This window comes from Paenibacillus sp. FSL R5-0766, assembly GCF_037971845.1.
Lineage (GTDB): Bacteria > Bacillota > Bacilli > Paenibacillales > Paenibacillaceae > Paenibacillus.
The window spans coordinates 1,756,294-1,781,140 of the sequence record NZ_CP150227.1; the positions used below are offsets into that span (position 1 = coordinate 1,756,294).

At 44.1% G+C, this 24,847-nt stretch carries 28 protein-coding genes; 21 read left to right on the forward strand and 7 right to left on the reverse strand.

Annotation, left to right across the window (positions count from 1 at the left end; translation table 11 throughout):
• Nucleotides 1–115: 115 nt before the first annotated feature.
• Entirely contained in the window at nucleotides 116–289 is a 174-nt protein-coding gene (locus tag MKY66_RS07850) for an aspartyl-phosphate phosphatase Spo0E family protein (protein WP_143760265.1), read from the forward strand.
• A 48-nt stretch (nucleotides 290–337) separates the two neighbouring features.
• Nucleotides 338–640, forward strand: coding sequence for a hypothetical protein (locus tag MKY66_RS07855; RefSeq protein ID WP_076209368.1), 303 nt, complete (start codon nucleotides 338–340; stop codon nucleotides 638–640).
• A 123-nt stretch (nucleotides 641–763) separates the two neighbouring features.
• Here MKY66_RS07855 and MKY66_RS07860 read toward each other — a convergent pair whose 3' ends face one another.
• The 3 genes from MKY66_RS07860 to MKY66_RS07870 all read right to left on the reverse strand — a co-directional run bounded on the left by MKY66_RS07860 (nucleotide 764) and on the right by MKY66_RS07870 (nucleotide 6,443).
• Complete coding sequence (locus tag MKY66_RS07860; protein ID WP_076209367.1) at nucleotides 764–2,443, reverse strand: ABC transporter substrate-binding protein; 1,680 nt, start codon at nucleotides 2,441–2,443, stop codon at nucleotides 764–766.
• Between the two features lie 309 nt (nucleotides 2,444–2,752).
• A complete protein-coding gene (locus MKY66_RS07865; protein ID WP_076209366.1) occupies nucleotides 2,753–4,363 on the reverse strand; it encodes a response regulator in 1,611 nt (536 codons plus the stop codon).
• 268 nt (nucleotides 4,364–4,631) lie between these two features.
• Nucleotides 4,632–6,443, reverse strand: a complete 1,812-nt coding sequence (locus tag MKY66_RS07870) for a sensor histidine kinase (protein ID WP_076209365.1) — start codon at nucleotides 6,441–6,443, stop codon at nucleotides 4,632–4,634.
• 274 nt (nucleotides 6,444–6,717) lie between these two features.
• Between MKY66_RS07870 and MKY66_RS07875 the strand changes: the two genes are divergently transcribed.
• The 4 genes from MKY66_RS07875 (at nucleotide 6,718) to MKY66_RS07890 (ending at nucleotide 11,205) form a co-directional block, all read left to right on the forward strand.
• The gene (locus MKY66_RS07875) at nucleotides 6,718–7,575 is read left to right on the forward strand and encodes an ABC transporter permease subunit (protein WP_179087181.1); all 858 of its coding nucleotides are present in this window, start codon (nucleotides 6,718–6,720) and stop codon (nucleotides 7,573–7,575) included.
• A gap of 16 nt (nucleotides 7,576–7,591) precedes the next feature.
• A complete protein-coding gene (locus MKY66_RS07880; protein WP_017689839.1) occupies nucleotides 7,592–8,464 on the forward strand; it encodes a carbohydrate ABC transporter permease in 873 nt (290 codons plus the stop codon).
• A gap of 190 nt (nucleotides 8,465–8,654) precedes the next feature.
• Nucleotides 8,655–10,271 carry an FGGY-family carbohydrate kinase gene (locus tag MKY66_RS07885; RefSeq protein WP_076209527.1) on the forward strand — a complete coding sequence of 539 codons (1,617 nt, stop codon included), beginning with the start codon at nucleotides 8,655–8,657 and terminating at the stop codon, nucleotides 10,269–10,271.
• 292 nt (nucleotides 10,272–10,563) lie between these two features.
• The gene (locus tag MKY66_RS07890) at nucleotides 10,564–11,205 is read left to right on the forward strand and encodes a FusB/FusC family EF-G-binding protein (RefSeq protein WP_076209364.1); all 642 of its coding nucleotides are present in this window, start codon (nucleotides 10,564–10,566) and stop codon (nucleotides 11,203–11,205) included.
• 130 nt (nucleotides 11,206–11,335) lie between these two features.
• Here MKY66_RS07890 and MKY66_RS07895 read toward each other — a convergent pair whose 3' ends face one another.
• On the reverse strand, nucleotides 11,336–11,923 hold the full coding sequence (locus MKY66_RS07895; RefSeq protein WP_076209363.1) for an NAD(P)H oxidoreductase: 588 nt from the start codon (nucleotides 11,921–11,923) through the stop codon (nucleotides 11,336–11,338).
• A gap of 247 nt (nucleotides 11,924–12,170) precedes the next feature.
• Between MKY66_RS07895 and MKY66_RS07900 the strand changes: the two genes are divergently transcribed.
• The 3 genes from MKY66_RS07900 (at nucleotide 12,171) to MKY66_RS07910 (ending at nucleotide 14,267) form a co-directional block, all read left to right on the forward strand.
• Nucleotides 12,171–12,557, forward strand: a complete 387-nt coding sequence (locus MKY66_RS07900; protein ID WP_076209362.1) for a helix-turn-helix domain-containing protein — start codon at nucleotides 12,171–12,173, stop codon at nucleotides 12,555–12,557.
• Between the two features lie 18 nt (nucleotides 12,558–12,575).
• Nucleotides 12,576–13,067: an NUDIX domain-containing protein gene (locus MKY66_RS07905; RefSeq protein ID WP_083656935.1), complete on the forward strand. Its 492-nt coding sequence runs from the start codon at nucleotides 12,576–12,578 to the stop codon at nucleotides 13,065–13,067.
• A gap of 78 nt (nucleotides 13,068–13,145) precedes the next feature.
• Nucleotides 13,146–14,267 carry a hypothetical protein gene (locus tag MKY66_RS07910; RefSeq protein ID WP_076209361.1) on the forward strand — a complete coding sequence of 374 codons (1,122 nt, stop codon included), beginning with the start codon at nucleotides 13,146–13,148 and terminating at the stop codon, nucleotides 14,265–14,267.
• A 194-nt stretch (nucleotides 14,268–14,461) separates the two neighbouring features.
• Here the strand turns inward: MKY66_RS07910 and MKY66_RS07915 are convergent, their stop codons facing one another.
• Together MKY66_RS07915 and MKY66_RS07920 are read right to left on the reverse strand one after the other, a co-directional pair.
• The gene (locus MKY66_RS07915; protein WP_076209360.1) at nucleotides 14,462–14,890 is read right to left on the reverse strand and encodes a hypothetical protein; all 429 of its coding nucleotides are present in this window, start codon (nucleotides 14,888–14,890) and stop codon (nucleotides 14,462–14,464) included.
• A gap of 118 nt (nucleotides 14,891–15,008) precedes the next feature.
• The gene (locus MKY66_RS07920) at nucleotides 15,009–15,680 is read right to left on the reverse strand and encodes a SpoIID/LytB domain-containing protein (RefSeq protein ID WP_076209359.1); all 672 of its coding nucleotides are present in this window, start codon (nucleotides 15,678–15,680) and stop codon (nucleotides 15,009–15,011) included.
• A gap of 352 nt (nucleotides 15,681–16,032) precedes the next feature.
• On the opposite strand from MKY66_RS07920, the gene MKY66_RS07925 reads away from it, so the two are divergent.
• The 12 genes from MKY66_RS07925 (at nucleotide 16,033) to MKY66_RS07980 (ending at nucleotide 23,542) form a co-directional block, all read left to right on the forward strand.
• Nucleotides 16,033–16,272, forward strand: a complete 240-nt coding sequence (locus MKY66_RS07925; protein WP_339807116.1) for a hypothetical protein — start codon at nucleotides 16,033–16,035, stop codon at nucleotides 16,270–16,272.
• Nucleotides 16,273–16,332: 60 nt separating this feature from the next.
• A complete protein-coding gene (locus tag MKY66_RS07930; protein WP_076209358.1) occupies nucleotides 16,333–16,722 on the forward strand; it encodes a hypothetical protein in 390 nt (129 codons plus the stop codon).
• Nucleotides 16,723–16,907: 185 nt separating this feature from the next.
• Nucleotides 16,908–17,771 carry a DUF4085 family protein gene (locus tag MKY66_RS07935; protein WP_076209357.1) on the forward strand — a complete coding sequence of 288 codons (864 nt, stop codon included), beginning with the start codon at nucleotides 16,908–16,910 and terminating at the stop codon, nucleotides 17,769–17,771.
• A gap of 14 nt (nucleotides 17,772–17,785) precedes the next feature.
• On the forward strand, nucleotides 17,786–18,079 hold the full coding sequence (locus tag MKY66_RS07940; RefSeq protein ID WP_076209356.1) for a hypothetical protein: 294 nt from the start codon (nucleotides 17,786–17,788) through the stop codon (nucleotides 18,077–18,079).
• Between the two features lie 22 nt (nucleotides 18,080–18,101).
• Nucleotides 18,102–18,317, forward strand: a complete 216-nt coding sequence (locus MKY66_RS07945) for a hypothetical protein (RefSeq protein WP_076209355.1) — start codon at nucleotides 18,102–18,104, stop codon at nucleotides 18,315–18,317.
• Nucleotides 18,318–18,360: 43 nt separating this feature from the next.
• A complete protein-coding gene (locus tag MKY66_RS07950; RefSeq protein WP_076209354.1) occupies nucleotides 18,361–18,909 on the forward strand; it encodes an HAD-IIIA family hydrolase in 549 nt (182 codons plus the stop codon).
• Nucleotides 18,910–18,929: 20 nt separating this feature from the next.
• Nucleotides 18,930–19,403 (forward strand): NUDIX domain-containing protein, encoded by a 474-nt coding sequence (locus tag MKY66_RS07955; RefSeq protein WP_076209353.1) that lies wholly within the window; start codon nucleotides 18,930–18,932, stop codon nucleotides 19,401–19,403.
• A 179-nt stretch (nucleotides 19,404–19,582) separates the two neighbouring features.
• Nucleotides 19,583–20,143, forward strand: coding sequence for a MepB family protein (locus MKY66_RS07960; protein ID WP_076209352.1), 561 nt, complete (start codon nucleotides 19,583–19,585; stop codon nucleotides 20,141–20,143).
• Nucleotides 20,144–20,405: 262 nt separating this feature from the next.
• A complete protein-coding gene (locus MKY66_RS07965; protein WP_076209351.1) occupies nucleotides 20,406–20,822 on the forward strand; it encodes a MerR family transcriptional regulator in 417 nt (138 codons plus the stop codon).
• A 25-nt stretch (nucleotides 20,823–20,847) separates the two neighbouring features.
• Nucleotides 20,848–21,819 carry an aldo/keto reductase gene (locus MKY66_RS07970; RefSeq protein WP_076209350.1) on the forward strand — a complete coding sequence of 324 codons (972 nt, stop codon included), beginning with the start codon at nucleotides 20,848–20,850 and terminating at the stop codon, nucleotides 21,817–21,819.
• Nucleotides 21,820–21,979: 160 nt separating this feature from the next.
• The gene (locus MKY66_RS07975; RefSeq protein ID WP_076209349.1) at nucleotides 21,980–22,363 is read left to right on the forward strand and encodes a hypothetical protein; all 384 of its coding nucleotides are present in this window, start codon (nucleotides 21,980–21,982) and stop codon (nucleotides 22,361–22,363) included.
• A 141-nt stretch (nucleotides 22,364–22,504) separates the two neighbouring features.
• Complete coding sequence (locus tag MKY66_RS07980) at nucleotides 22,505–23,542, forward strand: hypothetical protein (RefSeq protein ID WP_076209348.1); 1,038 nt, start codon at nucleotides 22,505–22,507, stop codon at nucleotides 23,540–23,542.
• A gap of 196 nt (nucleotides 23,543–23,738) precedes the next feature.
• Here the strand turns inward: MKY66_RS07980 and MKY66_RS07985 are convergent, their stop codons facing one another.
• On the reverse strand, nucleotides 23,739–24,722 hold the full coding sequence (locus MKY66_RS07985; RefSeq protein ID WP_076209347.1) for a cation diffusion facilitator family transporter: 984 nt from the start codon (nucleotides 24,720–24,722) through the stop codon (nucleotides 23,739–23,741).
• Nucleotides 24,723–24,847 lie beyond the last annotated feature (125 nt).

Below are 24,847 nucleotides of genomic sequence, written 5' to 3' on the forward strand. Positions count from 1 at the left end.
ATGAGACAGAGATAATAGAGTATAACATCGGGCTTAGAAAATTGCTTATAAGAGACTGCTCATGTCTAGCATTAAAAAACACGATACAGTTTAGACCCATCAGAGAGGTGGATGTATGAGCCGGTTGCTTGACTTATTGGAAGAGGAACGGCGCAAGCTTAATCAGCTTGGTGAGGCATCCTTGAAGCAAGCGATTCCGTTGTGGGACAATCCCGAGGTTCAGGAACAGAGCCGAAGGGTGGATGAACTGGTGGCACGAGTGAGTGAAATGAAGGCGAGACATAGCTGAGTTGCACGATGATGAGCGAGGTACATAATGCATAGGGGAGGAGAAGCAATGAACTTTCCACCGTGGTTGGAACAAGCGATTCGGGCGAGGCTGGATGAGGTGTCTGCCCGAATCGAGCATGACCCTGAATTGAGTCGTGTACATGAGGAAAAGGACGAAGCGTTTGAAGCTTTGTTTGCAGGCAAGAATGTTGAGCAGACACCTGAATATACCGAGTGGGAGAATCGTTACATTGTCAGCAAAGGCATAGAGAATGAGCAGTTGTACATGCAAGGACTGAGGGACGGCATTCAACTCACAGTATCCTTGCTAGGTGTGTCGATGCCGGAGGAGATTGATACGGAGTCTTGATCCACTAACGCAAACCCATAAGTCAGGGGGAGCGACCCCGATCTTAACTTAAAAAACCAGCCGAAGCGGTAAATTACACGCTTCGGCTGGTTTTTAACGCTCTACTTTTCCAAAATCCAATTCTTACTTCGCGCTTACCGACTTAAACCAATCATTCACTTCTTGCGTGATCTGATCCCCGCCATTGGATTTCCAATTGGCGACGAATTGGTCAAAGGCATCAATTGGCAGTTTGCCGTAGATGATTTTGTTGAAGGTTTCCATCTCGGACTGGCGGAGCAGGTTCCATTTGGATACCATGGTTGGCGTTGCAGCGCCAGTAAAGTAGTTTTGTTTACGGATGTCGATCTGGGACATAACCACTTTACCTGCATACCAGTTTTCCGGTTTGCGGAATTCGGCCATTTGTTTCTCGTAAGGTGTTTCAGGCTTCTCGCCGTTGGCCAGCTTCACGAGTGTTTTCATGTACAGATCCGGGATACGTGCTGGACCGGTCAGGAACGGGAATTCGTTGGAGAAATCTTTGATCTTCTCTTTGTCACTGGTCGGTTGTCCGTCAATGATATCCCAGTCGTAACCTTTGGCGAAGCCGTATTCATACTCACTGCCCGCTTTCGGGTTAGCCAGGTTATCGAGCAAGTAGTTGTAGTACAGGAAGATGGCTTCTGGATGCTTCGCATCCTTGTTGATCATGATACTTGCGTTGACACCAGAGTTCTGCCACTTCGTACCGATCTTGCCGTCTGGGCCAGCTGGAACAGGGTAAGCTTTATACTTTGAGCCAGGTACGTTCTTCAGCAGGTCAGGTGCAGGCCAGTCCGGTACCCAGTTTGCGCCAGGCAGAATGCCCGCTTTGCCAGCTGTCCAGCTTTCAGCGGATTTGCCTTCGTCCCACAGCGCGGAGTCAGCGTGGATATAACCTTTATCCATCCATTCAGCCAGCTTGGCAAGGGCTTGTTTGGCACCCGGGTTAACGGAGCCGTACTCGAGGTTGCCGTTTGCGTCTTTGTTCCATTGCTCCTCGATTGTGCCGTATGCACCGAACAACCAGTCGAGCTGACCCATCCAGGTGTTGGTGTTATTTTTCAGCGAGATCGCCAGTGGGAATACTTTGTCTGGAGACAGACCGTCCGGGTTCTCGTTTTTGAATTTGTCCATGATGTTCTCAAGGTCTGCAATGGTCTTCGGAGCTTCCAGGTTCAGCTTCTCCATCCAGTCCTCGCGGAGCCAGAGCAATGTATCATCGTTATCGGTGTACTCCATGATCGGCATGTTGTATTTCTTGCCGTCCTTGGTGAACGGATACCACAGTTCAGGATGTGCTGCTGCGTGATCTTTCAGAGTCTGACTCGCGTACTTGTCGAACAACTCATCGATGGCGATGAATTGACCGGAGTCGATCAGCTGATTAGTCAGTACCGCATTGGTGGGTACGGATACAAAATCAGGCAGCTTTTCGCCAGAGGCGATAGCCAGTTGCAGCTTTTGTCTGTATTGATCGTCATTGGCCGGATACCAGGTATCTTTATGCTTCATACCCAGCGTTTCGAGCATCCAGCGATCGTGCACGTTATTTTCTTTGGTATCTCCTTGCACGTATTTCTTCGGCATCAATACCGAACTGAACTCGATGGGTGGATCATATTTTCCTTTGGCAAAAGCAGCTTCTGCTTCAGCAGATCCGACAGTTCCCGGCGTATTATTACCATTGTCACTGGCTGTCTCGCCACTGCCGCACGCAGTGATCGTGATGAGCGCGATGACCATGAGCAGTGACCACCATGTTTTTTTGAATTTGATCATTGTTCAATCCCCCTACGGTGTATGATCTTTACAGTGTAACTGTACCAATTTGTGCGGGAGTGCATCTATATGAGTTTTTTAGTTTTGATAGGACTCTATTAGTGAATGTTCAAATGAATGTTCAAATGAAGTTCAAAAAATTCGGTTTTCAGTACCGAGAAGATGGGATAAAGCTAGAAATGGAGTAGCGGAGCGTAGGCAAACTACGTGAGCAACGGACATTTCGGCTGAATTCCATATTCGATGCTGATGATGCCGTGAGGCATCCTTCGTAATCAAAAGCGGATTTTTTGAACAACCTCTAAGATGTTATTTATGCTGGTCTCGGTATTCCTGCGGTGTAACGCCAAACTGGCGTTTGAACACCTTGATAAAATAAGCCGGGTCCATATAACCAATCTCCATGCTGATTTCGTACACTTTTTTGGTGGTCGTGACCAGCTTGTGACAGGCCCGATCCATGCGCAGGCGCGAGATATAATCACTGATGCCTTCGCCGGTTTCGATCTTATAGATCTTGGACAAATGGGTCGGGTGCAGATTGACATGGTCAGCCAGCACACGCAAAGATACATCCAGATGCAGGTTCTTATCTGTAAAATCCTGAATCTTCTTCACATACTCAGAACGGATGTCCTTGATCTCGTTGGACGTGCCTTCCTTGAGTTTGCCAAGGACACTGAGCGACCATTTCCGCAGTTTGCTGATGGTAGCGAAAACTTCCCCACTTTGCAAATCCTCGACATCATTGCCCATTAAAGTGGTCAGAGTCAGCTTGTTCCGGTGGGCAATATTGGTGAATGAAGCCGTAATAAGAAAACCTGCCTCCATGCAGTGCTCCCATGATTCTGACCATTTCTCATCCAGCTCTGCGCAGACCGCGAGGATTTTCTCTTCGGCGGCATCCCACTGTCCGCTTTCCAACAGACTAATGAAGGTTGGCGGGGTATACAGCACATCGAGTGGACCTTGCGCCGCAGGTGTCTCAACATCGCTGACACGCATGACGAATTCGCGTTCGTCGCCAACGATCTGCCGGAAATAGGCCGAAGCCTGACGGAAGCGATCGTAAAGCTGATTCGGAAAGGTGAACCACTCGGTGATAACGATGGAGAGGGAGCCTTTCAGAAATTGTTTTACTTTGGATTGAAGCTGAATGGACAGCTTCTCCAGAATGGTTTCTTTGCCAATATCGCCTTTCCGATCTTTCAACTGAAGCAAAAACACCAGATATCCGTGCTCCTCCTTGACGCCCCACACTTCCATAAATTCACCCATAATCTCTTCCGCCATATTGATGATGGCATATTCGATCAGGGTCTGATCATTGCTGTCATAGTGTCCGAATTCTTCTTCCAGCCTTACCAGCATTAATGCAGCATCCCCGGTATGAAAGGGCAGAGCATAATTAGCGAGCTTCCGATCCCATTCGGCAGCGGCGATTCGTTGTCCCTGCAAAGCCCCCAGGAGCAGTCGTCCCCGCAAATGGGGGAGATTCTCTCGCAACGTAAACTGCGTTCGTGTCAGTGAACTAACAAGTTCCCATTCGTTGTTCAATTGATCGATGGCCTTCTGCACAGCGCCCATTAATTCATCGTCAGTTGGGGGCTTGAGCAGATAGTCCACGGCCTCGAACTGAATGGCTTTTTTGGCGTAATCGAATTCGGAATACCCGGATAACAGGATACATTTTATTTTTTTGTCCCGGATGCGGATACGTTCGATCAGTTCAATGCCTGTCATTTCGGGCATCTGAATGTCCGAGATCACGATATCGATGGGGTGGGTGTCGATCATTTGAAGTGCTTCGTGTGCCGAGTATGCTTTATGCACATGTTCGATCCCCAGCGTGTGCCAGGGCTTGGTCATGGACAGGTTATCGACCCAGTGTGCTTCATCGTCTACGATCATCATTTGCATTGTGTTTGTCTCCCTTGGTGGTTGAACTAAGGCATATTTACACTTGCCACTCCGATGACAGAACAACCTTCCGATCGCTGTTATCCCCAGATTTATTGAATGAATTTTTTAATGTGTAAATCTGGTGATAGCTTATGCTTCCGATGTAGCTTTCTTTCAGAAAGCTTTCAGGCGAACGCTTTGCTTCTTCAGGTTTTTTCTGTCCTCTGCGTTATCGTGTACATGATCTTGTTCAAAATTAAATCGTCAATTTATTGTTTGTATAGTATCAATTCGTATCGTCATTACCTTTATCGGAATCTGTATCCTCTTTTGGTATCTCCCAGATGATTTCGGTTCGGAATCCGCCAAGTGGGGATGGGCCGAATAGGAGGTAGGAATGACTGCCGAACAGGTGCGTGATTCGTTGGTGCGTATTCCAAAGGCCGCAGCCCATTTCTTCTTGTAAAGGTTCCTGCATCTTCAAGTTCAGCGCTTCGTACTGTTCCGGGCTTAAGCCAGGACCATCGTCGTCGATATATATTCTGCCAAAACCATTCAAACGCTCCCCGGTAATTCGAATTTCCCCGGAAGAGTAGGACTTCGCTACACCATGTATGACGGAATTCTCGACCATCGGTTGAAGCATTAATCGTGGCACCGACTGGGCAAGCATATCCTCAGGGATATCAATGTGATACTCAATGCGACCATTACGCAGCTTCTGGATATCCAGATAGTTGATCAGCAGCTTGATCTCTTCTTGTAGCGACGACGTCTCCCGTTCCATACGGGTGGTGTAGCGATAATACGCACTTAGGTTATGCGCCATGGAGACCACAGCTTGCTCGTCCTTCATCTGAGCCATGTTGATGATATAACCAAGACAATTATATAGGAAATGCGGATTGATCTGCGCTTGTAATTGCTTCAGCGTAGCTTCCTTGGCTCTAATTTTCTCATGGAATACATTCTCGATCAGATCTTGAATCTGATGGGACATATCGTTGAATCGGCGGAACAGGAATGAGAACTCATTCTTGTTTTTGCTATGCAGTCGGACAGAATAATCCCCTTGCTCTACGCGGCGTAAACCTTTGATCAGTTGTTTGATGGGATACTGGACATTCCGGTACAGCAGGATGGAAGCCGAGATGCCTACAACGAGTAGCAAAATCATACTGGTGTAGAACAGATTCTGACTGAGCGAGATGGGTTTCAAAATCTGATACAGCGGGATGACGTCAACCAGATGCCAATCCAGATAGGTGGACTTCACGGAGCTAACCAGATATTTCTTTCCGTTCAGCTTCACGACATCTTGTGTGGTGTCTTCCGGAGAATGCGTATCTAGATACTGAATGAGTTCTGCGGATAATTGCTTGTCCGCGCTGCGATTGAGGATGGGTGAATTTCCTTTGTGATACAAGAAAGGATCGCCTTGTCCCCCCGCTTTATACGTATCCAGCATATTTTGAATATTCTCGTAGCTGAAACTGGCTTCAATCACCAGATTACTTCCCGTGAGCATCCCCGGCTGTGCCAAGGAATCGGTATAAAACCAATAGAAGGAATTTAGTTCATCCTCTGATACGGCTCCTTGATCCCCATAGGTCCATCGTCCGCTCATATTTTTTTTCAGATACTCCTCATCATATCCTGTCGTTTGATTGTAGTTGGCGATGACATCCTTATTCTGCTGTGAATGCACCGCATATCGGGTGGGCCATATATCCGTAACGCCGGTTTGCAGCGTCATCTTCTCTTGTATCACATAACGGGTCTGCATCCGGTCATATCGATCATCCCACATGTTAAGGCCGTTGAATGCTCTGACATTGGGGTCTCGGGAGAGAATCAGGCTGAAATCCATCATCTGATTGATACGGGAGTCGATCTGACTGGACAGAAAGGTGAGCTGTTTTGTGTTGGAGATCTGCAGTTCTTTGCTGACGACATCATAGGTGACGTTATTCGAGTAGGTGTACATGATTAGAATGGGGATGAACAAGACCACAATTAACAAGTTTATTTTGGCAAAAAGACTGAATGGGGATCTGGTTTTACCTTGAAAAGGCATTAAGCGCTTCCATATATGCATGAAAAGTCTCCTTCTAATTCGTGTGTAAACAACCTCTTCTGATGATACCCTAACAAAACACTATCAAGCCTAACAATGTTATATAGCAGACCTCAGAATGGCTTGATACTATTTATATCAGAGAACCCGATCACACACAAAAACTTTTTTTGGGAACAGGAGAAGCGCTATGGAGGCTAAATTGGAGGGTAAGCGGATCCCGCAGGCAAACGTTGGGAACAAGCTGGATAAAAAGAGAAAAAAACGCTACAAACAGCCATGGATTCTGCACTTTATGGTGTTGCCGGCGGCCATTATGGTCTTTATATTTTCATACATTCCGATGTCCGGGATTTTGATGGCATTTCAAGATTATAAACCTGCACTGGGATTTTTCAATTCCGAATGGGTAGGACTGAAACACTTTAGGTACATGTGGGAAAATGATTATTTCCTGCAAATTACGTGGAACACGTTGTTCTTTGCCTGTTCCAAGATTGTCATGAACCTGATTATTCCGTTTGTATTCGCCTTATTACTTAATGAGGTACGGAAGATGGCGCTGAAAAGAACGATTCAAACGCTCGTGTATCTTCCTCACTTTCTGTCCTGGGTTACGCTATCAGGCATTTTGATCGACATTCTGGCCCAGACGGGTATTGTCAATCAGTTTCTGGTTTCGGTATTCGGCATCAAGCCGATCTTTTTCCTGGGGGATGGCAGCTGGTTCCGATTCACGATTATCGCGAGTGATGTCTGGAAAGAGTTTGGATTCAACACAATCATCTTCCTCGCGGCACTGTCTGGCATAAACCCTGCACTTTATGAAGCGGCTGAAGTGGACGGCGCAGGACGCTGGAAGCAAACGATGTATATTACCATCCCGGCACTTATTCCGATTGGGATCGTCATCGCCACCCTGGCACTGGGGAATGTGCTTAACGCCAACTTTGACCAGATCTTTAACTTATATAGTCCGTTGATTTACCAACAAGGAGATATTATCGATACGTTTGTGTATAGAGAAGGTCTGCTTAGTGGGCAGTTCAGTTTTGCTACCGCTGTGAATCTGTTCAAATCGGTCATCAGCCTGATCCTGATTGTGATCTCGTACCGACTGGCTTACCGATTCGCCGGATACCGAATTTTCTAGAAAGGAGGACGAACGAATGTATCATAAAACGATGCCTTACCGCATATTCAGCATATTCAACAATGTGTTACTGACCATCCTTTCACTGCTCTGCTTGCTGCCTTTGTATCACTTGCTCATGGTATCACTTAGCGCATCTGCACCTGCAAATGCTGGTCTCGTCACGTTCTGGCCAATTGGATTTACACTGGAGGCGTATGCCAAGACGTTCGCCAATACCAACTTCCTCTCCTCCTTATGGGTATCTGTGGAGCGGACGGTACTTGGTACTGGACTTGCGTTAATCGTTAATACGATTGCAGCCTATGCGCTTTCCAAAGAGACGCGGGTGTTCCGCGCACGTAACATCTATCTATGGTATTTTGTCATCACGATGCTGTTTAGCGGTGGCCTCATTCCGGGATATATCCTGATTCTGAAGCTGGGACTGATGAACACATTGCTGGCCTTGATTCTGCCGGGATTGGTTGCGGTGTTTAACATTATTCTGTTGCTGAATTTCTTCCGTACCGTTCCGAAGGATCTGGAAGAAGCGGCATTTATCGATGGCGCAGGGCACTTTAAAACGTTTATCAAAATCTATCTGCCTGTCTCCGTACCTGTTATTGCAACGGTTTCGCTCTTCATGATGGTTGGGCATTGGAACGCATACTTTGACGGGATTATCTACATCCGTGATGCGGAGAAGCTGCCACTCGCGACATTCATGCAGACGATCATCGTGCAGGCCGATATGTCGAAGCTTGATCCAGAAGCCGTGAAGAACCTGTCCCAACGGACCATTCGGGCTTCGCAGATCTTTATCAGCGCGCTGCCGATCCTGCTTGTGTATCCGTTCCTGCAACGGTATTTCGTGACTGGGATTGTAGTTGGTGCTGTTAAGGAATAGTTGAATGTAGGGAATGAATAGGATTGTAAAATGGAGTCACTGAACTGGGGAAGGCCAGGGAGGTGGCTTCTTTTTGTGTATGGATGAAGAACGTTGCATATATGTAGTGTATTACCTTTATTTAAATAAAATGGTACATTGGAAGTTGATGAAAGAGTTGTTTTATTAAGCCGAGAGGATGAATACGATGATGGATCAAAACTTGAAACAAGCAATAGTCAGGGGAGAAACTTCGCTAGGCATTGAATTTGGATCCACACGAATCAAAGCTGTACTTATTGATCCCCATTTTAATACCATCTGTTCCAGCAGTTATGAGTGGGAAAATCAATTGATTGGCGGTTACTGGACTTACCCTATGGATGAAATGATTCATGGGTTGCAACAAACCTATCATCAATTAAAGCAAGAGATTGAAACAAATTATGGTGTAACGATACAAAAAATTGGCTCAATCGGATGTTCTGCTATGATGCAGGGTTACATTGCACTCGATCAAACAGGGGAGTTATTGGTTCCGTTCCGTACATGGCGCAATGCCACAACGGGTAAGGCTGCATCAGAGCTAACCGAGAAATTCCAGTTTAAAATTCCAGAGCGTTGGAGCATCGCACATTTGTATCAAGCGATTTTGAACGGAGAAGAGCATGTCACTAACATCAATTATATTACGACGTTATCGGGTTACATACATCGGCTGTTAACTGGCAGTAAAGCTATGGGTATAGGGGATGCCTCAGGTATGTTCCCAATTGATGAATCCACACTGGAATACCATGAAGATATGTTGAAGAAGTTTGACGATTTAATTGCCGACAAAGGCTACCCGTGGAATCTTAAAGATATTTTACCTAAAGTGTACACTGCCGGTGAACATGCCGGATATCTTAGTGAAGCTGGTGCCCGACTGTTAGATCCATCAGGTAACTTGGAATCCAATATTCCACTGTGCCCTCCGGAAGGCGATGCTGGAACAGGCATGGTTGCTACGAATAGTGTCCAAAAACGTACGGGTAACATCTCCGTAGGTACATCGATTTTTGCCATGATTGTATTAGATAAAAACCTATCTACGGTATACCCTGAGATTGACATCGTGACTACACCTGATGGCAATCCGGTGGCTATGGTTCTTGCGAATAACTGCTCCAGCGATATTAATGCCTGGGTCGACTTGTTCCGTGAGTTTTATGAGGCTATGGGACAGAAGCCCGATATGAACCAGTTATTCAGTGTATTGTTCAATGAAGCATTGAAAGCTGACGCTGATGGCGGTGGCTTACTGAGCTATGGCTACTATTCAGGCGAGAACATTACAGGAATTGCAAAAGGTCGTCCGTTGTTTGTACGTTCTCCGGAGAGCCGCTTCAATCTGGCAAACTTTATGAGAGTCCATCTGTTTGCTGCGTTTGCTGCACTAAGGCTCGGGCTGGATATTCTTACACAGAAGGAGCACGTAACGATTGAGCACATTTGGGCGCATGGCGGATTGTTCAAAACCCCACGAGTTGCTCAAAAAATGTGCGCATCCGCACTGAATATTCCCGTGTCGGTCATGTCTACCGCGGGTGAAGGCGGCGCATGGGGAATGGCTATTTTGGCTTCCTACATGGTTAATAAGCAGCAGCACGAGGGTTTGGCGGAGTACCTTACCACCAAGGTGTTTATTGATGCAGAAGGACAAGAGGTTTCTCCGAATAGCGCGGATGTGAATGGATTTGCCTTGTTCATGGAGCGTTACACGGAAGGACTGGCCATTGAGCAGTCAGCAATAGATCATTTCGTGGAAAATGCGAAGAAAGCCTGAGAATCATATTTCTTGAACAGAGGAAATTGGAACGAAGCCCGTTGCCTACACTATGCTGCCCTGTTATAATTTCGATATATCTATCGTATAGGGGGTTATGACGTGGCAATATGGATGATGCCGGATTGCTCGTTCGCTAGAAAGCCTTATGCAAAGCCTGAATAGGGGCGGACTTTGTGTAGGGCGCGACAAAATGAGATTGTTTGCCCTGGAATCAACATCAACATAATGTTACATCCCGCAGGCTTTGCACCTTATTTGTTCTTCCAATAAAAATAAGGGGCTGAACGCCATGCAAACACCATTTATTCAGAATCATCAATTTAATTATATTCAAAAACAAGCTGATTTCCTGCTGAAAACGCTACGCTCGGTTGTGGATCCCAAAGTATTGGAAACCGTCCGTTATACGGTCGGCACCAATGCGGTGAGCATCTTCGATGACCTCACTCCGGAGCAGAAGCAACTGCTGGAGCAGTTATCCACGTATGAGACGACACATGAATTGCAGACGTATCTGAACCAGCTCGAATCATATCTGATTCCATTTCCGCAAGTATCAGCGAAGCAGATTCAGAAGCTGTTTCCTAAGGCGAAGAAGCTTAAATTGCCGGATCTGGAGTTAGTCGATTACGCACGTACTACCTATCTGAGATGGACTGACATTGCGACGAGCCGTTTGTTCATCGTGTACCCGTACGAAGGCAGATTCCTCGGTATTGAGGGACGGCTTACAGCCACGAACAAAAAAGGGTACTGCATGTTCTGTCATCGCCATCAGGAGCTCGGATTCTTCAACGTGAAGACCAAGGCTCATTCGGCGGATAACTTTTCTTCCATTGCCCAGTACGTATGCATGGATAACACAGCTTGCAACCATAGCATTACCGATATCACTATGCTGGAGAAGTTTCTTCTCTCGACAGTAAAATAATGCAAGACACACAGGCAGGGTCGCTCTTCGGAGCGACCTTTTTGCCGTGTTCAAACGTAGTGATTTGCCATTGAACGTACCACAAAACTTCAGAATTCATAGTCGGGGTCATGCCTTTTTTCTCATACGATCATGGAGTCGGAATATCGTTGACATAGTTCAGTCCCAAGTGATGTGCATGGTTCAGCAGTGCCTCATAATGCTCAGGCTTGGATTCCAACGTTTCATATATAAACTCAACCCTTGATTGGGACACACCGCAATAATCGGCAATCCCCACATTGAGCAGGTTGGCGATCGATTGACCATAATTGCGCTTATGCATCTGTTCTTCCGTCACACCCGAAAGAGCGATCCACAATATCTGCTGATGAGGAAGTTTGTTCGCGCCATAGGCAAATCCGTTGTTCATGACACGATCCACATAACCTTTCAACATGGCTGGCAGATGCCACCACCAGAGAGGAAACACAAAAGCCACAGCATCGTGCTTCTTCAAACGCTCCATCTCCGTTTCAACCTCTGGTGAGAACACCTGATTTTCTTGAGTATAGTCGGGTTCATCCTTTTCACGAAGAATCGGGTCGAATCCAATTCCATGCAAATCCAATATCTCATAACCGTGACCAGCCTCGGTAAGCCCTTTTGCAAAACGTTCAGCTACCTGGAAGGTCAACGAATCTTTACGCGGGTGGGATACTACAACGAGTACGTTCATCTTATCTTTCACTACCTTTCTGGATTGCAGTCTTGTAGCCATAAATCAGTGGCTGATGCTATTATAAACAGGTATGAAAACATCTGGAAGTACGCACTTTGATGTTCTATAGGAAGAATGAAGTGCCATAGGAACATCAAAGTACCCTAAATGGATGCCTCGAAATGGGCTTAAATAATAGAAAGAAGAGCAGCAAAAAGTTTATATTTTCACTTGGGATACAGCCTGATTATGGAGGGGTTCAAAAATGACAGAACATGGAGAAACGAGTGCTCCAAAAAAATATAAAGTAGGCGTGGAAGCGGCCTTGGAAGTAATGGGCGGAAAGTGGAAGCCATTGATTATTTATCATTTGATGACCGGGCGGAAACGTACGTCGGAGCTTCGAAGATTGATACCGGACATTACGCAGAAGATGCTGACGACACAGCTCAGAGGACTGGAAAAGGATGAGATCGTACAGCGCAAGGTATATTCGGAGGTGCCTCCCAAAGTGGAATATGAGTTGACGGACTACGGCTGGGGACTCAAGCCCGCCTTGGACCATCTGTGCTATTGGGGAGAAGAGCATCTGGACAAAATCCACGGGGATAGGTTTAAAGTATTGGAGGATTTCGATTCTCAGGAAAGTTGAAGAGAGGGGCACGAGAAGGTGGATGGTGCAGAGCACGTGAAACAGGCAGTTCCCATTCGTTGTGAAGGCGTGGCTGTAGTTCTGTTGAAGAAAAGCCACGATCAATACCGTGTACTGATGCTAAAGCGGGCTGGTCGTATGTTGCATAACGAGTGGTGTTATGTTGGTGGCGGGATAGAAAAGGGCGAGAAGGCATGGGAAGCTGCACTCAGAGAAGTTCATGAGGAAACAGGTATTACGGAAGTCCGGTTGTATTCTGCCAATCAATTCGAGCAATATTATTCACCCATGGAGGAGTACATCTATATTGCTCCCGTATTCGTAGGATATGTGGATGAAGGCCAGGTTGTCCGGTTAAATCATGAACATATCGAGTACCAATGGATGACGTTTGACGAAGCCAAAGAAAATGCGGCATTACCCGGCATTGATAATATTTTGGATTTTGTTGAAAAGCATTTTGCCAAGAAGGCTCCGTCGAAATGGCTGCGGATTGATGGGAAGATGTAATTCGAGATCAGAAGATATGAAGGTTTTTAGAGAAATTCAGAAGTTTAGAGGCATAATAATGAAAGAGGTGTGAGACAAATGATTAACGAAGAATATTATGTGAAGCTTAATCGAGATGCACAAGAACAGTATCAATCTTACAAACAAGAAGCAGAAGCACGGGTACATAGAAGAGAATATACGACAAGTAAACGGTATGACATTTCTCCGTACTGGTATGCGCGCCAAGGTGAAATTCCTGGAGATATCTCGTATGAAGTGACAGATACCTATTATGAGTTTGATGATGAAGGTAGAATACGGATTTTGGCCTGTGACGATTTAATTGATGGCTACACGTATGTTTCATATGATGAAAGTCATATAACGACAAGAACGTATGTCGATGGCGAATTGGACTCAGTCAAGGAATATTTGATACAAGACGGGTTAATCTGTCGGTCAGTTGAGTATTTTACTCGATTCAATAAATTAGAGTATGAGGATTATATCTATGAAAGCAACAGACTTGTAGAAGTATATCAACCTCAATACGAAAATAATGCTCTTTTTGATCACCTTCTTCTCACCTATTTCAAATATGATGAGCAAGGAATTCTCCAGCGAGTGTTAGATGGAACCAAAGGTGTGATCTATGTGAAGATGCCACCTGAAGAAGTTCTAATACTCCGGGAAACGGTGAAAAAGGAACTCATTCTGACCGTGAAAGACATTATTGATGTTCTCTGTGAAAATCAATCGGACAAAAGATATTGTTTTCTGTCCATCTACTTACACGATGAAGTTGATACGGTATATTCACCTATTTTTGATCCAGGTTTGCAAGAAATAAGAGAAGAACAAATTGAAGAGAAAGATGAAAACGAAGATTACTATTACAACATTTGGAATTCAGGAGAGCATCCTGGAATTGATCAACAAGAACTTACAAATCATGATTTAATTGAGAAGCTTAGAACTCTTATTATGTATTGGCGTAGCAACGGAGATTGGTGGGAGGAAGGAATGAGATTGTGGAAGGAAGTCGCGTATGACCTCAATGAAACGACGAATTGGTCCGATTACTCCCGACTTACGGAAAACTTTGTTGTATTCGTCGAATGGGAGGCGATGGATGTTATGAGTGGAGATTTGCAAGAAAGCATCCCACCTGCCAAGTTAGAAGTTTTACAATCAGAAGGCTTAGCACCAATCATTTAAAGTCCATCAAACTCACAAGTAGAAATTTGAGAGAAAAAATATCATTACTGAATATGAATTTGAGCAAAATAAGGAGAAGCTGCTTACCAAGATTAAATGGTTCAGAGACAACTGCATAATTAACAATGGACGATCACCTAAAGTGGGCATCCATTGTTAATTTTATCTTCGTAAATTAATTATCTAAGTCAAACTTACTCATTCGTAATATTTATCGTTTCATCAGTGATCGTTTTTCCATCACTCCCCAATGCTTGAACCACTAAACGATTGTGTAAGGACTTACCCGCAATATTCCACGTTATTTTCCAACCATCATTCCCACTGGTATCGTATCCGATTAGTTCTCTTTCTCCCCATGTCTCTGTCCCAGTTGGAACGGACCAGAAAAGAAGTGTTTCCGCGTTGGTCGTCTCTACAGTGACAGTTAAATCAGAACTGTTTGCAGGGACTACAACCCAACCTTCTTTTTCAGGGAAGTTAGTCTTAATACTCATGATCATAGGTGCAGACTCTTTTCTTTGCACATCCTCAGACTCATGATTTTTCGCAGAGTCTTCTGAAGTGCACGCAGTGAGAAGAAGAAGGAAAAAAAGAAGCAGATAGAATGCTTTTTTTGTCATTATTATCACCTCCTTCTATAATTTTGAATGAATAATCTATATTATAGAAAAAAATTAAATAAAATTCCAAAAAAAACGCCAAACTTTACGTTTGACGTTTTTAATCTGAACTAAATGATTAATAGTTCCCAGTTTGGATGTATCCACTACTTTTATCAGAAAAACTGTAATAATAGCTTAGTATAGTGTAGTAGTTATACTCTGGATAATTTTGTGCAATATATTGTGTGCCCCATTGACTTAACACTCCACCCCAAGCTGTACCAATATCCCCTTCTGATCCTGCTCTATATTGAGCGTCAAAAACTTTGCCATCAGAATTGACCATGAAAATTCCTGATACAGCATTAACGGCATTATTTGTAGCTGTTTGTCCAGAATTTGGAACATAATGTTGGTAATTTTGCCAGCGGTCTGTCAAGTGTGCCCCATAATCTGTTGCAGGTTTTCTTGGGTAAGTGGCGTTATACCATGCATATGTCTTAATTGTTACTGCTCCAGCTTTCAATGACTCTGATTTCCATGATCCATACCACTCGTTTGGCAATACATTCTTAGCGTAAGTGTCAAAGCCGATATTGGTGATTGTTCCGGAACCAGTAATATACAATTTAAATGTTGATGGCGTACTAGTAGCACTTAGAGGTTGTATATCGCCCGAATTACCCTGAGCGTTAACTCCGTTCTTAGCTTTTTCCAAATTTAATTGTTCTCTAGGTTTCTTAATCGTAGTCGTTTCGGGAAAATCCTGATTTAGATCTATACTATTTTCATCTACTATTTGATTCAATTCTTCATGTTGTGAATCTTCTTTAATAGTAGTTTGCTGGATAGATTTATTTTCAAAGTTTACTATATGCCCTTGTTCTCTTTCTTTAACTACGTTATTTGCTTGTTGCTCAGCTGCTGAATTAAATGCATAACCAAGAGCTACAAGTTCATCAATGTTATAAACATTTTCATGACCAATAATATATTCTTGTCCGTTTAGTTTCCCTGTTGCAATTAACTCATATTTAACACCATTGTAGAAGAATTCACTTTCTTTATTGACTGTATAATTAAAACCAACATAGTAATATCCGATATCCGTATATGCTGAGCTAATGTCAGCAAAATAGGGCTCTACTTTTAGTATATTATTGGAAGGAAGTTTTTTAGCCTCAAATACACTTACTGCTACCGTATTCGTAGGATATGTGGATGAAAGCCAGCCTGTCCGGTTAAATCATGAACATACCGAGTACCAATGGATGACGTTTGACGAAGCCAAAGAAAATGCAGCATTACCCGGCATTGATGATATTTTGGATTTTGTTGAAAAACATTTTGCCAGAAAAGCCCCTTCCAAGTGGCTTCGGATTAATGGTGAGAATAACTAGGAGGTGGAACTCATCACGTACAAGACGATTTATCCAAGAGCATGGTTGAGCCTACTATGTATGTTGATCATTGAAGCTATACTTTTCAGGGATGGTATTTACGATAGAAATGGTATTCTGAAGTACTCCCTGATCGTTATATTGACCTTTATTCTCGGTTATATCGTTTTTCTGCTCTGGCGTTTATTTTTCACTAAACCCAGTATTACGCTGGAAAGCGATCATGTGATTTCTATGAAACATCAGAGATATGATGCATCTCAGATTGAGTGTATTTATATGAATTACAGACGCATTGGCATCAAACTCTATGGTAAACGGTTAGTGCCGATGGATCTATGTTTTTATTTTCAACGAGGTCAGGAGTCCGCAGGCGTAGAAGCTGTGCATGAATGGGCGGCGCGAAACGACAAAGAGATTAAACATAAATTGTTTCAAACCGTGGGGTAGAACAGTGCGTTTGTGAATATAAGGAATCGTTGAGGCTGAGGATTTTGGAGGAGTAGCGATGCAAACAATAGAGCAGTTTCTAACGAGATCGATCGGAAGTGGTCGAGGTGTTAGGCTTTACGAGATCTGTTATCGCTAACACGATTATTGACGTAGATTTCTAAAAACCAGTAGGAGAGGTGCTTATGAGATATCTAACGAAAGAATGGTATGAGCTGTGTCAACAGACACATCTTCATTTTGGTTTAAGAGTACATAACGGAGCTAACGAGTCAGATGAGAATCTATTTTTAAGGCTGTATAAAAGAAAGGAAAAAGCACATGTGAAGCAGGAGCGAGAGCTATATAACTTGGACCCACGTTTCATGCTGGAGCATGATGGACAGGTGCTCACTCGCCTAGACAAAGCTTTCGGTGAGGAAGAAGTGACAGAAGAGGATCAGATCGTTTATCACATGCCTCCGGAAGAACGAGCGCATATCGAGAAACTCATTGCAGAATATGATGTGCGCCCTCCTTTTGATGAGAAGAAATGCAAGGAAGAGTACAAAGAATCGATGGAGTCGAGTTTTCAATACAAGGCGGAACATTTGCCACAGGAAATCGTTGAACAAATTGCGGATATTCGTGTGTTTACTTTGGGATATTGCACGAGAAAGATGCTACAGCAATTGAAGAAACAGAGTGCGCACAATTGGAGACGTGTGGAACACACATCGAAAGAATTTAGAGAAGTGATGATGGCACAGGATATTTCCGATGAAATACATAGCCGGGTTCAATATCATGATTGTACGATAACGGAACTGCTGACAGGGGATGAGGTGGTCATTCGTTTTGACACCCGTGGGGGCTTCACCAATATAAATAAACTTACGCTGGTTGCACCCGAAATCATCAAGCAAGACGGTGGGATTGTAGGCAGTTACTGGCTGTATCAAGAGCTGTATCGGATCGATAACGGATATGAGCTTCATGTTTTATTTGATGGAGAGAATATGCCTGAATTGATTGTTCGCTGTGCTGACATTCTCGTAGAGGTAGAATGAGGGAGGCCAAGAAGATGAATATGGAGGGAATAGAGATGGAATGGACCACCAGTACCTTTGGTTATTTATCTACTCCCGTATTTGTCGTGGGTATTGCGTGTTATTTCTTTCCTGATTTTCTATACAAAATATTTGTTCTGATGAGATATCGAGAAATAAAACCGAATCACGAGTTTGAAGATAACCCACCTAATAGTGATATCCCTAAACATATAGAGATAATATTAAAAGTACTAGGCACCACTATGGTTATCCTGGGGATTATATGGTTTTGGTTTTCAGAAGAGTTTTACAACTTATTTTTTTGACAGCAAGGAGTTGAACACCATTTTGGAGTTTTATGGAGCTTTAGTAGTATCACTTATAAGTTTTATTGTGGTTCTTATCTTTGCTGCAATTGTACGGTATGCGATAGATTCATCCAAAACATCGAAAAAGCTGGATGTATTAATCAAAGAAGTACACTATCTGAAAACTGAAATTAAAAAATTGCAACACCATAAGCAGCAAGATGGTAGCAAGCATATTATTGACGAAAAAGTATAGATGAACGACACGACTTGAAATTTGTCTAAGAAAGGAACAGACCATGATGAAACCACAGGGAAACGTACAAGCTGTTTTTATAGACAGAGATGGAACTATCGGTGGTACAGGTCATTTTATTCATCCGAGAGATTTCAGATTATACCCAAATGCTCAAGAAGCAATTATGCTTTTGAAACGAGAAGGAATTATGGTACTGGCTTTTACGAATCAATATCGAATCTCACGTGGAGAAGCAAGTGTTGAGGATTTTGAAGAGCAATTTCGCGAGTATGGATTCGATCACTCCTATATATGTCCGCATGAGCAAGAATGCAGTTGCAGAAAGCCTAAACCCGGAATGTTATTACGGGCATCAGAGGAACTCGGTCTGGATTTATCCAAATGCATCGTTATTGGAGATGTAGGAGATACAGATATGCTTGCTGCCCATGCCGTAGGAGCGACCAAGATCATGGTGCGAACAGGCTGGGGGGAATCTTCATTAACTAAATTCAGAGACAAATGGACGGAGACCGAACCTGATTATATCGCAGAGGATATTTGGGATGCCGTACAATGGATCATTCATGGAAGAGAATTCAGAGAATAAAAGACAGGAGGTACCTGTGTATGGGCATGTCAGACTATTACAAAAACCTGAGGGGCAAGATCGGCAACGAGCTTGTTTTTATGCCGGGTGTAGCTGGGATTATCCGAAATGAACAAGGGAAGATCCTGTTCGGTCGTAAACATAACGAATCAACTTGGGGGTTGATAGCCGGAGCAATTGAGCTTGGTGAGACACCGGCCCAAGCGATGGTAAGAGAGGCACTGGAAGAGACAGGTCTGGTTGTTGAACCGGAGAAGATTATCGGAATATACGGGGGTGAAGCAAGAAGGTTTACATACAGCAATGGTCATCAGGTTGAATATTTGACTATCGTATTTGAATGCAGGATCAAATCTGGGCAACTCACGCCCGATAATGAAGAAATGAAGGATCTGCAGTTTTTCCCCGAGGATCAGCTCCCACCCATGGCAAACCAGTACCCAGATTATATTTTTAGTTCCAATCAAGAAGAACGTGCCCATTTTGAAAGGTAAGCCAAGCCACTGTGCCGAATTGGGCTGAGTAACAAGCATCATCCGGATGATCTGCCTGAGTATTTGAAGGCTTGGCATGAATGGAGGCGATTATGTCAGGAACTTTGAACTAACAAACTTTTTACAGCTATCGTAAATGCCTTAGATCAGACTATACAAGACAGGAGAGATATCACAAGTTGGATAACAAAAGTAGTTTGAATCGTCCGAATTCTTGGACGACCTCCGAGATGCTTCATGGCGACTTACTTGCCAGTAAAGAACTTATCTATGACAAGTGTGGCTTTGGTTGCTCACAACCATATGAAGAAGCACAAAATGCTGAATATGGGGCATATGTGTTCACCATAAATTCTCTCTCCATTCGATTTCGTGTTGCCAAAACCACCCCAACCAAGATTGGACAATTTGTTACTCTGTGGCAGCGGGGTGAGGATGGAACGACACAGCCATATGATGGATCAGATTCAGCAGATGTGTATGTCATTAGTACGCGCATAGGTAGCCACTTTGGTCAATTTGTATTTCCGAAGCATGTATTGTTACAGCGAGATATCCTATCGAATCAAGGCAAAGGTGGCAAGCGTGCCATACGTGTATATCCGCCTTGGGATAAACCAACAAGTAAACAGGCTCTAAAAACGCAGCAATGGCAGCTGGAATACTTCCTGGAAGTACCTTTTACCGAACCATTGAACTGTGATCAAGCTAGGGTACTTTATGGCACGCCTAGCGATTAAAGTAAGCGAAACAGTAGCCCAGCATCTCCAAACTCTTCTCCTCTGAATATCAGCTTTTCACCGATCTTTTCGAAAGATATCCTCTATTCGTTATTTCTCAGTACTGAAGCGTGTATTATGTCCTCCACTGTTAAAAATAGTGAACGTCAATTCATTTGATTTTTTTGAAATTGTGCTTGCCTTAATGTGAACATTAAGCCTTAGGATGTAAAAGAACCAGCCAAATGCATCCAAAAATGAACATAAAGGAGGAGTCAGCATTATGGCTTTTTCGATAAAAGAAGCTTCGGAGCGGCTGGGTTGTCCTGCACATAAAATTCGTTACTACGAGAAGGAGGGACTGCTCCCTTACATTCAACGGGATCAACATGGAAATCGGATGTTCGAGGAAGAACATCTGGATTGGATGAGACTGATGTCTTGTTTCCGGGCAACGGGTATGAAGGTAGCTACCCTGAAACATATGGTTAGTCTGGCGCTGGATGGTGATTCAACGATTCCACAACGGAAAGCGGTCCTTCACGAATACAAAGAGGAGTTACATCGCCGCCAACTTGAAATTGCCGAAGCACTTGCAGCGGTGAATAACAAATTGAACATCTATGAAGACATAGAAACAGGAAAGCTTCCTTCAGAAAGCAAGCTGCTAGATCAAATGGAAAGCATCGGCAAAAACTAATATTAACGGATGGAGAGATGGAGATATGAAGCAAAGAGTGCTGGGAATTAGCGATATCGTCGTATCTTCAATTGGACTGGGAATTATGGGCATGTCTCCGGGGATGTACGGCGAAACCAATGATGAGGATTCAATAAAGACCATCCATCACGCGCTGGAGATTGGCGTTACACTGCTAGATACAGCTGATGTGTATGGTAATGGTCATAATGAAGAACTACTGGGGAAAGCACTGAAGGGACGTCGCGATCAGGCCATTATTGCTACCAAATTTGCGTATACCCCGAACTATGAGACGTTGAATGGTCATCCGGATTACGTGAAAAAGGCTGTAGAAGCAAGTCTTCGCAGGCTGGACACCGACTATATTGATCTGTATTACCAACACAGGGTAGATCCTCAGATTCCGATTGAGGAAACGGTTGGCGCGATGGCTGACTTGGTTAAAGAGGGGAAAGTCCGCTGCCTTGGCTTGTCGGAAGCATCGGCTTCCACTTTACGCCGTGCACACGCCGTTCATCCAATCTCTGCGTTGCAGAGCGAATACTCCCTGTGGAGCAGGGATATTGAGGACGAGATTCTACCAACTGCTAGAGAACTGAGTATTACCCATATTGCATACAGTCCATTAAGCAGAGGGTTTATGTCAGGTGAGATACGGAAATTCGAAGATTTGGATGTTAATGATCTGCGCAGATATATGCCGAGGTTCCAAGGAGAAAATTTTGCCAAAAATATAGAAGTTGTGGATAAAATCAAAGAGATCGCCATGGAGAAGAGTTGCACGCCTGCACAATTGGCTTTAGCTTGGACAGTGGCTAATAACGCATTGCCGATTCCGGGAACGAAACGAATCAAATATTTGGAGGAAAACGCGAAGGCTGCAACGATTGAACTGACATCTGATGACTTAGCTCGCATTGAAAAGGTAAGTCCTCAACATGAGGTCCATGGAACACGTTATATGAAAGAAATGATGACTCAGCTTAACGGGTAAAAATGAGGAGAAAAAGGAAGTATGATTTAGTGGCATATCCTGTATAATTTAGAGAACAATCAGGTTAGCATTTCTGTAGAGAGTGAAGGATCTACGATTGGAAAATAGGGTATCCCTATTATGGGAGTGTTGCTACTGCCACTTTGACTGGAGTGTGGTCATGATTGTATTGACATCGGCAATCGTATTCACCGTCTTGATCCTGATCGTTATTCTGTTTCAGGTTGCGTTGGCAGTAGGTGTGCCCTGGGGAGAGTACGCCATGGGTGGGAAGTTTCCCGGGAAATACCCCGTATCCATGCGTTTTGCCTGCATAGTTCAGATTGCAATTTTGGCATTCATGGGTATCGTTGTCCTGAGTAAATCAGGATTGCTTTTGCCTGGATGGTCTTCGTTCTCAGATATAGCAATTTGGTTTATCGTTGGGTATTTGGTGTTGGGGACGATTTTGAATCTGATCACGAGAAGTGTATGGGAACGAAGAATCTGGGCGCCCGTAACGTTGTTGATGTTGATAACGGGTATAATCATTGCCATTTCATAACAATGAGCAACAATAGAATATACTAAACTAGAGCCCTGGCATGTATGCCAAAGGGCTCTATGAATTACTGCTGTTCCTCATTTATACTAATGATAGTTTAACCCTACATAGAGAAGATCAACGGAGAGGAGCGGTTTTATTATGCCGATCTACTACTACCTTGCAGCAGTTTTATTAGTTGTAACAACCTATTTGGTTCGACGTAAGCTCAAGATTTTCCGTCCAGCAGGAAGACGCAGAAAACAGACGAAAGTTACGTACAGACGAAAAAAAGCACCATTGAATCTTGGACTTCGAGAAGAAGTCCTCTATCAGCAAACCATTCTTCAATTGGAGAAGAGTTACAATAAGCATTTTGCGAACAAACTCAAGATCCGAATTCAACAGGAATATCCTTACATGAAAACGCTGGAGTATCGGTGGAAACTGATAGAGCTTAAGCGATATTTCATTATGGCTTCATTACTTAAGCAGGTGCCCATGTTCAGTGATGAAGTTGATGATTTGTGGCATGAGATGCTAATGTTTACGAAATCTTACGCTGAATTTTGTGCAGAATTCATGGGTTCCACGGTGCACCATGAGCCGGCAATCACCCGCCGGGAAACGCCAGGAGCACGTGCATGGTTTGACTGGGTGTACTGTCAATTATTCGAGTTCACCCCCTACAGTGCTGTAATCTGGGGTGATTTTTTCACTTACCCATTATCCAGTGATGTACAGAAGCTGATCGCACAGGGAGATCAGTCTGAGCTGGTGAATGAACTGTTTCATGCCAGACGCATGCAGGAGGATCCTGAAGCTGCTCAGGTGATTGCCTATTTGATTGATCAACTACGTAGATCCGCAACGCTAAGTGAAGAAGAGCTATCTCCAGCATCTTCCGGAAGTAGCGATGTAGCTCTCGTCATGGCTAGCGCCATGGTGTATTACTCCATGCATAACGAGGCGACATATGGGCTACACATGGGCCGGCTGGAGCAGGAAATTCTTCCACAGGAAAAGGCAGCCTATGGTTCCTCGTCAAGCAGTGGTTGCACGAGCAGTTCCAGCTGTTATGCGGATCAATGTACTGACAGTAGTAGTTCCTCGGGAGGATCCGGATCATCCTCGGGATCATCTTCCGACTCTTCTTGCAGCTCATCCAGCTGTTCATCTTGTGGTGGTGGCGGAGATTAATGAAGTATGAAGCTAGCGAATGAATGGAAAAAGAGAAGATGTTGATGATACAGCGGAATAACCTGTCAGAAAAGAAGGCAGGGATGTGTTCATCAAGCCGTAGGACATACCAAAAAATTATAAAAATCAAAAACAGGGCTTTCCCAGTGATGGGAATCAGCCCTGTTTTCATTTAGCAGTTATGCTTAGTAAACATTCAATGGTGATGATGCGCATGAGCATCTGGTGCGTCGCCTTTGACCGTACATAATACCGAGGTATCATGCAGATGTTTCTCAGACTCCACTTGGAGCGTCACATGTTTGATTTCTTTATGTTCCAGCATATGCTCAATCTTCTGAACCAGGATCTCGGATGCATAGACATCCATCGTTCCATCCACCACGATATGAGCGGTCAGCGCATTGAGGTTACTGGTAATGGACCAGACATGCACATCGTGAACGCCTTTGACACCTTCGACTTGTTTGATGGTTTGCACCAGTTCATTCACATCCACATTGGCCGGAGTGCCTTCCATCAAAATATGCAGGGATGATTTGGTGACATAGAAACCACTTCGTAATACCAACGCTGCGACAATCACACTCGCAAGTGGATCGGCCCAACCCCAGCCAAAGAACATCATGAGCAGTGCTGCCGCAATGGCCCCAACCGATCCCAGCATGTCGCTGATGACATGGAGATAAGCCCCTCGCATATTCAGGTTATTCTCTGTATCGCTACCACGCATCATGATCCAGGCCACCAGAATATTGATGAGCAATCCAATGACGCTGATGATTAACATGCCTACGGTTGCGACTTCTGGCGGGTTGATGAAACGGCCAATGGCTTCGTAGAAAATGTAGAGCGCAATGGCGATTAACGTGACTCCGTTCAACGTAGCGGCCAAAATTTCAAATCTTCTGTAGCCGTACGTTTTACCCGTATTCACTGCTTTTTCACCAAACGTAAACGCCAGTAAAGCAATCCCGAGCGCAATGGAATCGGACAGCATGTGTCCAGCATCCGAGATGAGTGCGAGACTGTTGGTGACAAATCCTCCAATGGCTTCAACGATCATATAGACGGTAATAATGATGAAGGAAAACAGCAGTACTTTCTTGTTATTGGTGGTGTGAGCGTGGTTATGTCCATGATCGTGCCCATGGCTATGATTATGTTGATGTCCTGACATATAAATCCTCTCCTTTGGAGCGAAGCTCCGTTATGTAATATGATTTCTAGTGGGGCTATAAATGAATCTTTAGCAATGGTTATTTGCTAACAAATGAATATATGAGCGTTTGTTCATATGTTATG